Origin of the sequence: Asanoa sp. NPDC050611, assembly GCF_040654855.1 — a bacterium.
Taxonomy (GTDB): Bacteria; Actinomycetota; Actinomycetes; order Mycobacteriales; family Micromonosporaceae; genus Asanoa.
The window spans coordinates 1-11171 of sequence record NZ_JBFAIU010000260.1; the positions used below are offsets into that span (position 1 = coordinate 1).

Consider the following 11171-nt stretch of genomic DNA (forward strand, 5'->3'; position numbering starts at 1 on the left):
GTCGATCGCGGTGTCCACCGCGCTCGGCACCGCGGCGCCGCTCGCCGCCCTGAACGTGACGGTCAGGCCGTCCTCGGCGGAGACCGTGTTGGCGGCCGGGTCGTAGGTGAGCCGGCCGAGCCGGTCGGTGGTGACCTTCTTCTCCCCGTCGAGGAACAGGCTGTAACCCGCGCCCAGGCGGTACGCGCTGCCGTCCGGGTCCCAGACGATCGTGACGTCCTTGCCGTGGTAGCGCACGTTGTTGACCATGAAGTGCGGATAGCCGAACCCGATCGGCCACAGCTCGATCTTGTCGTCGGAGCGCGGCTGCAGGCCGCCCATGTCCTCGACGAAGATGTAGTTCATGTTGCCGAGCATCACGTGGTTCGGGTTGTTGCGGTTGTAGGTCCGCGTGGTCGGGTTCCAGTTGGAGTAGTACTCCGCCTGGTTCGGTGCCCGCAGGTCCGCGCCCGGGTAGATGCTCCAGGCCATCCAGTCGAGCAGCCGCTTGGCGTACGCCGGCGTGAGGTACTTGTGCGTCGGGTCGTAGTGGCGCAGGGCCGAGCGCACGCCGCGGTACTGCACAGTGAAGTTGATGTTCGAGAAGTTGTTGGAGCCACCGATCCCGTACGCCGCCCGGTCGTACTGGTTGGCGGTGTAGAACGGGAAGATCGGGAAGTTGTCGCCGTAGGTCAGGAAGCGGAAACCGTCCACATAGGTCGGCCACTGGTCGAATGGGACGAGGTTCTGCGCGTAGACGTCGTAGAGGTTCGACTCCTTGGCCGGGATCAGGTCGCGGGCGTCGGGCGGCAGCGGGTTGGCCCGGCCGTTGGAGGAGGCCGCGCTGGTCGCGCCGTGCGAGGTGCCGGCGAGGAACATCCGCGTGTCGGTGCTCCACAACCGGTCGAGCACCGCGGCCCGGACGGCGTCCGCCGCGGCCGCCATCCGGTCGACCTTCGCCTGGTCGGCGCCGGCGATCCGGTAGAGCTGGCGGGCGGCGTCGAAGGCGCCCCAGACGTACGCGGACTCCGGGCGCTCGATGGTGCGGGCGCCGGGTGCGCCGGCGTTGGCCTTCGGGTAGCCGAAGGTGATCGCGTCGGCGTCGTTGCCCGGCATGAAGTTCGTGTCGTAGGCGATCAGGTCGTCGCCGTTGCCGTCGTAGTGCTCGAGCTGCCCGACGCCGTCGCCCTCGAAGTAGCGCGCGAACTTCGCGGCCAGCTCCGTGCCGCCGCCGTGCACGTTGTACGCCTCGAGCCCCGCGGTGCCGATGTACTGCGAGTAGTGGTTGTTCCAGCTCGTGTGGCCCGGGCTGTCCAGGAAGGCCGACGAGCCCGACAGCTCGCCGATGTTGAGGATCTGGCCGTACGCGAGGTACGGGTTCCGCAGCCACTTGGTGTCCTGCAGGTGCATCGGCTGGGTCAGCGCGACCGCGTTCTGGTAGAGGTTCGCGCCCTCCACCGTGGTCGGGTACTGGTAGGCGTAGCCGGCCGCGTTGGCGTCCAGCGAGTTGTAGCGCTCGCCCCACCACCGGTAGACGATCGCCTTCTCCAGGGCGGGGTCCGGCACGTCGATGTACGGCACGTCCTGCGCCCACCGGCGGTTGAACGCGGTGACGCCGGTGCGCACCGCGTCAGCGGGGGAGAGCGCGGCATAGCTCGCCGCGCTCGCCGGCAGCGTGGGTGAGGAGACGGCGCCGACGACGGAGAGCGCGACCGAGCCGCCGGCCGGCACGGTGACCTCCCGGTCGAGCGCGGTGCCGGTGCGGGTGAACCCGGCAGCGGTGAGGTCGATCGTCACGGTGTTCCAGGCGGTGTCGACCAGCCCGTTGTTGGCGCCGCTCGTGATGGTCCGCGTCCCGGTCAGGTCCGCGGGCCCGGCACCGGCGGCGGTGGCCAGCGGCGAGGCGGCGCGCACGGTGAAGGTCGCCGGGGCGGCCCCGGGGTTGGCGAAGGTGATCGCGGTGACGGCGACGTTGTCGTACGTGATGAACTTCGTGAGGTCGGCGGTGACGCCCGTGCCGCCGACCGTGTAGCGGGCCTTGGCGTGGCTCGGCGCGTTGAAGCGCTCGGCGGTGACCTCGCTGACGGTCTGGCCGGGCACGGTGACGGTGTAGAGGTTGCCCAGGTTGTTGGGACCGCCGACGAACGTGTTGCCGGCGAAGCCCATGACGGCGAAGTTGTTGTTGCTCGCGCCGCGCAGGTAGAGCGACCGGCCACGGGTCATCAGCACCGCCGACCCGATCGTGCCCCGCACGCCGAGCACGCGGTCGAGGTGGTAGTCGGTCCCGCCGGCCGCCAGGTCCTGCTCGAAGATCGACTGATGCATGCTCGCCGCGGTGTACGGGACGCCGGGAGCCAGCTTCGCGGCGACCTCGTCCACATTGGTGTAAACGGGATCGCCGATCTCCATCACGTGGTGCTCGCCGTCGGTGTAGACGCCGACGTCGCCTTCGTTGCCGGGCAACACCGGCCCGGCGGCGCGCGCGGCGGACGGCAGGCCGACCACGGCCCAGCTCACCACCAACGCGACGAGGGCGGCCCACCGGGCCGCGTGAGCGGTAACAACGGAGGGCGCCATGGTGGATCCTCCCGACGTCTCTGCACGGCAAGATGGAGCGCGAGATTCACGACTGTCGAACGAGGTGTCAGTGATGTTAGCGCTAACTTGCGCGACTGCGGAACAGCCGGCGATCCAAAAACGGCCGCCGGTCCGGAGCGGGTCCGGGCCGGCGGCCGTCGTGGTCGGTCAGAAGGTCAGGGCACCGCGACGTCCGGTGCGCCCTTGCGGTCCAGTGTGGCCTGGCCGGTGGTGTCCGCCGCGGCGGCCTCGCCGCGCTTCTCGTCCGCGTAGACCATCAGCGTGGAGCCGAGGATGGCGAGCACGATGCCGATCGTCGCGTAGACCGACGGCACCTTCTGGTAGACGGCGAGCGAGAGGATCACGGTCAGCACGGGCGCCAGCGCGTTGGTCGTCGGCGCCACGATCGACGCCTTGCCCCGGCTGAACGCCATCACGAGGAACAGCGCCCCGACCGCGTTGAGCACCTGGGTGACCGCGGCGAGGGTCGGCGCCTGCCAGGGCGCGTCCAGGGCCAGGCCGCCGGCCATCCAGATGGCGATCGGCACCAGCAGCAGGCCGCTGATCGTCATCCAGGTGAAGGTGGTGGCGTCGTTGACGCCGACCGTGGCCGCCTTGCGCATGAAGTACGCCTGCACGCCCCAGGCGACGCAGACCACGATGGCCAGCAGCAGCCACAGCCCGCCGGTGGCCGAACCGTCGCCGTCGCTGACGCTGAACAGCACGACCGCGACCAGCGCGGCGACCGCGCCGAGGAGCGCGAGCCGGGGGATGCGTTCGCGCAGCAGGATCATGGCCATCAGCACGGTGATCGCCGGGGACAGCGCGATCAGCGGGAAGATGAGGTACGCCGGGCCGATGGTGAGCGCCTTGAACAGCAGCAGCTGGCCGCCGGCGCCGGTGAGCCCGATCAGCAGGCCGTAGACGGCCGCGACCGGCCGGCGGTCGAACGTGGCGCCGCGCAGGGCGGCGACCGCCGGGATGAGCATGGTGATCGACCAGACGACGTACACCATGCCGTCGGGGTAGCCGTAGTCGCTGGTCGGGACGGCGGAGAAAGCTCCCCACACGCCCCAGAAGAGCACGAGCAGTCCGGCGTACGGGATCCAGCTGCTTCTGATGCGGGAAATGGTCATCGGTGGCATCTGCGCCTCCTCAGGCAGCGGTGGCGATGGGGGTGGTCCGGAGTCGCTCGAGCGCGTCGGCGCCGAGCGGGCTGCGGGCCTGTTTCGCGGCATAGAGCGCCGCGCCCACGACCGGCGGGTACAGGGGCTGACGAAGGTCGTACCGGTCGTGCAGTTCGTGCAGGTGCGCGCGGAAACCGGACAGCACCTGTGGTGCGTTGAACGTGCCGCCGGAGTAGGAGACCAGCACCTGCTCCTCGGCCCCGTAGCCGAGCTGGCTACGCGTGGTGTCGACCAGCAGCGCCAGCTCCCGGCCGGCCTCGGCGAGGATGGCGGCGGCCGCCTCGTCGCCCCGGTCGGCGGCGGTGATGACCTGCGGGCAGAGCGCGGCGATCCTGCCCCGGTCGCCCTGCCACCGGTTCAGCACGACGTCGATGAGATCCAGGTCCGCCGCCAGCTCCAGGTGCTCACGCAGCACGTCCAGGAGCGGGCCGCGCGGCGCGCGGCCGTCGCTCATGCGCGAGAACGCCTGCAGGCCGCGGCTGGCGATCCAGTACGCGGAGCCCTCGTCGCCGAACAGCTCGCTCCAGCCGCCGACGCGGTGGCCGCGGCCGGCCCGCTCGCCGTACGTCATGGATCCGGTGCCGCTGATGACGTTGATGCCGTCCGCCGCGCCCAGCGAGCCGGACCAGCCGCAGACCATGTCGTTGTCGACGCGGTAGCGGTCGTGGCCGAGGATCTTCCGTGGCGCGGCGTCCAGGACGGCCATGTCGCCGCTGACCTCGCCGTAGGTCGGTATCCCGAAGAACGCGAAGTCGATGTCGGCCGGCGTGCGGCCGGCCGTCGCGCAGACCGCGCCGATGCCCTCCTCGAGGACCCGGCTCACCAGGTCGATTCCCTCGCTGAAGTAGTAGCTGCTCGCGGCCGTGGTCTCGGCCGCGATCGAGCCGTCCGCCCGCAGCAGGCAGAAGGCGGTCTTGGTGCCACCGCCGTCAACGCCGAGGAACATGTGTCTCGCCTCCGTCAGGGGTGCAGGGGATGCATGATCGCGCCCTGGACGACCCGGTTGACCTCTCCGCCGGGGAAGGGGTTGTCCGGTGTGCGCCCGAGCGCGAGGGAGAAGTGCAGGGCGATCAGCTGCGCGCAGATCACGGCCGGCAGGGCGAGCGCGGCGTCGTCCATGTCCGCGACACCCGGCAGCAGCCACGCGCCGTGCCGGGCCGGCTGGCCGGTGATCGTGACGAGGTTCCGTGCCGGTAGGACCTCCAGCAGCTCGGCCGCCATGTCCCGGTCGTACTGGCTGGTGTAGGGGTCGTTGGACTCGTAGCTGACGACCAGGGTCGCCTCGTTGAGCACCGACTTGGGCCCGTGCCGGAAGCCCAGCGCCGACTCGGCCAGGCCGACCGCCCGGCCGGCCGTCAGCTCCAGGACCTTCAGCGCCGACTCCCGGGCGACGCCGTGCATGGTGCCGCTGCCGAGATAGACGATCCGGGAGAAGCCGTGGGCCGCGAGTTCCGCGGCCGCGGCCGGCCGGGTGGCCAGGACGTGCTCGGCCGCTCCGGCGAGCCGCTCGACCAGGTCTTCGTCGACGCCGCCGAGGGCCAGCAGGGCGGCCAGCACCATGCCGGTGAAGCTCGACGTCATCGCGAACCCCCGGTCGTTGGCGGCCTCGGGCAGCAGCACCACGTGCACGGCGGACGGATCGGCGTGCTGGGTGGCGAGCCGGCCGTGCTCGTTGCAGGTGACGACGAGGTGCCAGCAGTCGGTCAGCACCTCGTTGGCCAGCTCGGTGGCCCGCACGCTTTCCGGGCTGTCGCCGGACCGCGCGAACGACACGAGCAGCGTCGGCACGGCCTGGGCGAAGCAGGCCAGGGGGTCGGCCACGATGTCGGTGGTGGCGATCGCGTCCACCCGCCGGCCCAGCCGCCGGCGCAGCGACGGCGCGAGCACGTCACCGACGTACGCCGAGGTGCCCGCGCCGGTCAGGACGATGCGCAGGTCCGGCCGTTCCAGCAGGGGCTTCAGGAACGCGTCGGTCTCCGCGCCCGACTCTGCCGCCAGCCGGGCGATCCGGCGCCAGACCGCCGGCTGCTGCGCGATCTCGCGACTCGTGTCGAGGGCACCGTGCCGGCGCAGGTGGTCGAGGTCGTAACCGAGGAAGGTGCTCATGCCGCCTGCTGCCATTCGGTGGGGGTGGTCGCGTCCCGGTAGCCGCGCAGGACGTCGCGTACGCGGTCGAGGACGAGCTCGACGGGGTGGTCGCCGAGGCTGCCGTCGCGGACCCGTTGGTACTGGTCGGGCAGGTGCTGGCTGAGCAGCGGCAGCGGAATGGTCCGGTCGGTCAGGTTGGCCAGCAGGCGCCGCTCGGCGGCCTGGATCTCCGGATCCGGCCAGTAGTAGCGCATCCGGTCGCTGTAGCTGTACCGCCGGGCCAGGCGCTGCTCCGCGGGGTCGCCGGTGTAGTACTTGGCCCAGTGCCCGGGCTCCGCGCGCATCCGCTGCTCGACGACCTCGGGCAGGCGCGAACGGTCCTCCGGCGGCACGAGCTCCGCCTCGATCGCGGCCAGCGCGAACAGCGCCTCCCGCAGCGCGAACGTCAGGCCGGGCCCGACCTTGAGCACGGCCCAGTGACCCTCGACGAGAGCGGCGAGCCGGGCGACGGTCTGGTAGTCCGTGGAGTGGGCCTCGAAGACCATCGTCGGCTCGTCGTCGAGGACCCGCTGCAGCTCCTTGGTGCGGTCGCGGTCGTAGTCGACGACCCGCAGGTGGTCGAACTCGACGCCCGGCTGCACGACCAGCGCCATCACCTGGGGCCACACGTGTGCGAGGCCGCGGTCGGCGAAGGCCGCCCGGTGCCGGGCCAGCGTTTCGCGGGCCGACCCGGCGGTGGTGGGGCGCAGCTCGTCGATCGTCTCCTCGGCGCCGCCCGGCACCGGCACCTCGGTGCCGATGACGTACCGGAGCTGCCCGGCCCGCCCCGTCGCGGCCGCGGTGCGCTCCGCGACCGCGAGCATCCGGGCCGCGCGGGCGGCCATCACCTCGTCGGTCAGCGGGGTCGCGTCGTCCGCGCAGGGATAGCTGCAGTCAAGGTGGATCTTGGTGAAGCCGGCTTCGACGTAGGCCGCCACGAGCACGTCGACGTGCGCCATCGCCTCCTCCGCGGGCAACGAGCGCCAGCGGTTGGGGCCCAGGTGGTCGCCGCCGAGCACGACCCGCTCCCGCGGCAGCCCGGCCTCGTCGGCCGCCCGGTGCACCAGGTCGCGGAAGTCGGCCGGCCGCATACCGGTATAGCCGCCGGTCTGGTCGACCTGGTTGGAGGTCGCCTCGATCAACACCAGGTCGCCGTCTTCCCCGGCCTGCGCCATCGCGGCCCGCAGGACCAACGGATGGGCCGAGCAGATCGAGGTGACACCGACCGGTTCCCCTCGTTTGTGTCTGGCGATCACGATGTCGAGCGGGTTGTTCACGGTGCGGTTCCTTCCAGCCGGTCGCCATTCCGAAGGTGAACTGGACCCTACTGGTATTCGAACTGGCCGGCTACTGCTTGATTGGTATGTAATCCGGTACGCTGATCGCCATGGTCGTTCCCCTCGAGTCCGAACCGCCGCGCGCCCTGCCCGCGAGCTCGTCGGCTCTGCTGTCCGGACGCACCGCCACCCGACTGGTCGACGACCTGGTCGCCGGCGGTTACCGCCCGGGTGACCGGCTGCCCTCCGAGCGCCTCCTGTCCGAGCACTACCGCGTCTCCCGGTCCACGCTGCGGGCTGCCCTGAACCAGCTCGCCGACCAGGGCGTCGTCGAGCCCTCACCGGCCCGCGGCTGGTTCCTCACCGACCTGACGGCGGGCGACGGCGCGACGCCGCAGCCGGGCGACGGCCGGCCGTCGGGGCACGTCGTGCAGGGCTTCGCGGACTACGCCGCGGCGCACGGCCTGACCACCCACGCCGTGATCCTGGAGTCCAGGGTCCGGCCGTGCTCGGTCGCGGAGTCCGAGTCGCTGCGCATCGCACCCGGCGCCGACCTGTTCGAGATGCGGCGGCTGCGCTACCTCAACGACCTGGTCGTGGTGCTCGAGCACAACCGGCTCCCGCTCGCGGTCTGCCCGGCCCTGGCCACCACGGACTTCACCAGCGCGTCGCTGTACGCCACCCTGCGCCGCGCCCACCCGCCGCAGCTGCCGCGGCTGGCGCAGTACACCGTGGAGGCGCGCCAGCCGATCGACGAGGAACGGCGGCTGCTGGAGGTCGACGGGACGGTGCCGATGCTGGTCGCGACCCAGCTCAGCTTCAACCAGGACGGCCAGCCGATCGAGCTGACCGTCCAGGTCTACCGCGGTGACCGTTACCGCTTCCGCGGCTCGATCACCGATTAGGGTCGGTTGGTTATCGAGGCCCGGAACCGGTAGCGGTCGCCCCGGTAGACCTGCACCGTGAGCTCGATCGGGCGGCCGCCCTGGTTGAACGTCAGCTGCGTGGCGACCAGCATCGGCATCGTGTCGCCGATGTCGAACAGCTCGATCTCCCGCGCCGTCGGGTGCCGGGCCTCGACGGAGTAGTCGGCGACGCGGGGCAGCTGGGGTGGGTCCGCCGCGCGCAGGGTGGCGTACAGCGACGCGCTGTTGAAGTCGGTCGCGGCCAGGGCCGGGCAGACCGCGAGCGGGAGCCGGTTGTGCTCGAACGCGACCAGGAGGTCGTCGAGGAAGCGCAGCCGGTGCAGCTCGAACAGGTCGGCGCCGGGTGCGATGCGCAGCTCCTCGGCCTCGGAGACGGTGGCCGGGCGCACCGCGGCGGAGAGCACGCGGCTGCTCGGCGTCAGGCCGTTGACGCGGGCGAAGTCGGCCAGGCCCTGCACCTGGGGCTGTGGTGGCGGCGCCGCGGTGGACGGCGCCGGCGCGGATTCGGGCTCGAGGTCGCCGACGAACCACCCGCGGGACGAGGCGGGCCGGACGATGCCACGGGACTCGAGCTCGGCGAGGGCGGCACGCAGCGTCACGCGGGACACGGCGTAGCGGGTCGCCAGCGCCCGTTCGGAGGGCAGCCGGTCGCCGGCGTGGGCGGCGTTCGCGCGCAGGTCATCGAGGAGTTGCGCGGCGGTGCGCTCGTAGAGCGGGAGCGCCTCGTCGGCGAACAGGCGACGCGGCGTCCGCGTCGTCGCAACGGTCATACCGGACCATACCAATCGACGACCACACCAGAAAACTACCGGACGCAGACCATTGACAAGCCAATCGCATGCCACTTACGTTCGTCGAACAGACCACCCCATGAGGTCGACCAGTTCGGTGGCTCCGCCCGGGATCGCAGCCGCCGCATTCCCTGCCCCGTCTTCGACGCCGGAGCACGTATCGGCGTGACTTGATCTTGACCGAAGGGACTTCGACGTGACCGACATGAAGCGGCGAACGGTACTGAAGTTCGCGCTGGGTGGCGCCGGCCTGGCCGCCATTCCCACGGTCGCGGTGGGCGCCACGCCCGCCGCCGCCAAACCGAAGCACGACCACGACGTCGTCGGCGTCGGCGACACCACCATCGCGCTGGAGTTCGACGACAAGCTGCACACCCGGATCGCGTTCGAGCACACCGACGTCACGGGCTTCGACGCCAGCGAGGCCCTGCTCGTGGCCGGCGGGGCGATCGACGAGTTCGCCTACCGCGACCACGAGACCCGCAAGACGAAGCACTCGCGGCACGGCAAGGGCGTCACGGTGACCGTCCGCGGTGACGCGGCTGCCGGCGTCCGCAAGACGGTCGAGCTGACCTCGTACGAGCGCCTCACCGGCATGATCGTCATGACGGTCACCTACACCAACACGTCGCGGACCGACCTCGCGGTGACCGGCTGGCGCAGCGGTGCCCACGAGGTGCTGGAGCAGCCGGGCGGCTTCTACACCTTCTCCGGCACCACCTACCGCAACCGGCGCGACTGGGTGCGCCCGGTGACGCCGACCTTCAACCAGGTGAACTCGCTCGGGATGGACTCGTCCGACTACGGCGGCGGCACGCCGATGGCCTCGGTCTGGCGCCAGGGCGCGGGCGTCTCCGTCGGGCACGTCGAGCCGGTGGCGCGCATCCTGCGCCTGCCCGTGCGCAAGTCGGCCAACGGCGCGAGCATCGCGGTCGAGGGCGACGCCGCGCGGACGCTCAAGCCGGGGGAGCGGCTCACCACCGACACGACGTTCCTGATCGCCCACTCCGGCGACCACTTCGTGCCGCTGCAGCGCTACCGCGACTACATGAGCGACCTCGGCCAGCGGGCGCCGAGGTCGCCGAAGTCGGCCTTCGACCCCGTCTGGTGCGCGTGGGGCTACGAGCGCGAGATGACCGTCGAGCAGGTCGTCGGCACCCTGCCCAAGGTGCGCGAGGTCGGCCTCGTCTGGGCCGGCCTCGACGACGGCTGGCAGACCAACGAGGGCGACTGGGACATCAACCTCGCGAAGTTCCCGGGTGGTGAGGCCGACATGAAGGCCTTCACCAAGGAGATCCGCGATGCCGGGCTGCGGCCGCGGCTGTGGTGGGCTCCGCTCGCGGCGGACCCGGAGAGCAACATCTTCCTGAACCGTCCCGACATGCTGCTGCTGGACAAGGACGGCAAGATGCAGCGGGTCACCTGGTGGAACTCGTGGACCATGTGCCCGGGCTACCAGCCCGTCGTGGACTACTTCGCCGCGCAGGCGACGAAGTTCATCCGGGACTGGGGCTACGAGGGTCTCAAGATCGACGGCCAGCACCTCAACGGCGTGGCGCCCTGCTACAACCCCGCGCACGGGCACGCCCGCCCGGAGGAGTCGACCGAGGGTCTGGCCCAGTTCTGGAAGGCGATCTACGAGGCCGCGCACAAGGCCAACCGGAACGCGGTCGTCGAGCTCTGCCCCTGCGGCACCGCGTTCGCGTTCCACAACCTGCCCTACATCGACCAGTACCCGGGTTCGGACCCGACGTCGTCGTACCAGGTCCGGTCCAAGGGCAAGACCATGCACGCGATGATGGGTGCCGGCGCCAGCTACGCCGGTGACCACGTCGAGCTGAGCGACAACGGCGACGACTTCGCCTCGACCTACGGTGTGGGTGGCGTCCTGTCCACCAAGTTCACCTACCCCACGGGCCCGGACAACGACACCCTGCTCACGCCGGAGAAGGAGGTCGTCTGGCGCAAGTGGGTCAGCCTCTACAAGAAGAACATGCTGCCCACCGGCGAGTACCGGGGCGAGCTGTACGACATCGGCTTCGACAAGCCCGAGACGCACGTCGTCGAGAAGGACCGCGCGCTGCACTACGCGTTCTACGCCGACACGTTCGACGGAACGGTCGAGCTGCGCGGCCTCGGCCGTGGCCGGTACCGGCTGCTCGACCCCTTCAACGGCCGCCACCTCGGCACGGTCGACGCCCGGCACAACACCGTGCGGCTGACCCCTCGCCGCCCGACACGTTCACTCCCACCAATGTGGACACCAAGTTCTAACTGCGCCAGAAGTATCCGCTGCACGGCGAGAAG

At 71.0% G+C, this 11171-nt stretch carries 7 protein-coding genes and 1 pseudogene; 2 read left to right on the forward strand and 6 right to left on the reverse strand.

The genetic code is table 11. The annotated features are described in order from the left end of the window. The 5 genes and pseudogenes from AB0H87_RS30285 to AB0H87_RS30305 form a co-directional block, all read right to left on the reverse strand. Positions 1-2556, reverse strand: a pseudogene (locus tag AB0H87_RS30285) (hypothetical protein); the annotation flags it as partial. Positions 2557-2732: 176 nt separating this feature from the next. Beyond that, complete coding sequence (locus AB0H87_RS30290; protein ID WP_360153127.1) at positions 2733-3692, reverse strand: DMT family transporter; 960 nt, start codon at positions 3690-3692, stop codon at positions 2733-2735. Positions 3693-3711: 19 nt separating this feature from the next. Further along, positions 3712-4689, reverse strand: coding sequence for a BadF/BadG/BcrA/BcrD ATPase family protein (locus AB0H87_RS30295; protein WP_360153130.1), 978 nt, complete (start codon positions 4687-4689; stop codon positions 3712-3714). 14 nt (positions 4690-4703) lie between these two features. After that, on the reverse strand, positions 4704-5849 hold the full coding sequence (locus tag AB0H87_RS30300) for an SIS domain-containing protein (RefSeq protein WP_360153132.1): 1146 nt from the start codon (positions 5847-5849) through the stop codon (positions 4704-4706). Next, a complete protein-coding gene (locus AB0H87_RS30305) occupies positions 5846-7147 on the reverse strand; it encodes a D-tagatose-bisphosphate aldolase, class II, non-catalytic subunit (RefSeq protein ID WP_360153134.1) in 1302 nt (433 codons plus the stop codon). Before AB0H87_RS30305 ends, AB0H87_RS30300 begins: the two co-directional genes overlap by 4 nt. 110 nt (positions 7148-7257) lie before the next feature. On the opposite strand from AB0H87_RS30305, the gene AB0H87_RS30310 reads away from it, so the two are divergent. Then, positions 7258-8052: a GntR family transcriptional regulator gene (locus AB0H87_RS30310; RefSeq protein WP_360153137.1), complete on the forward strand. Its 795-nt coding sequence runs from the start codon at positions 7258-7260 to the stop codon at positions 8050-8052. Here AB0H87_RS30310 and AB0H87_RS30315 read toward each other — a convergent pair. Continuing rightward, positions 8049-8843, reverse strand: coding sequence for a GntR family transcriptional regulator (locus AB0H87_RS30315; RefSeq protein WP_360153140.1), 795 nt, complete (start codon positions 8841-8843; stop codon positions 8049-8051). The two genes, AB0H87_RS30310 and AB0H87_RS30315, sit on opposite strands and share 4 nt — an antisense overlap. A gap of 226 nt (positions 8844-9069) precedes the next feature. Here AB0H87_RS30315 and AB0H87_RS30320 point away from each other — a divergent pair. Beyond that, on the forward strand, positions 9070-11171 hold a 2102-nt coding region (locus AB0H87_RS30320; RefSeq protein WP_360153143.1), incomplete at its 3' end, for a glycoside hydrolase family 36 protein.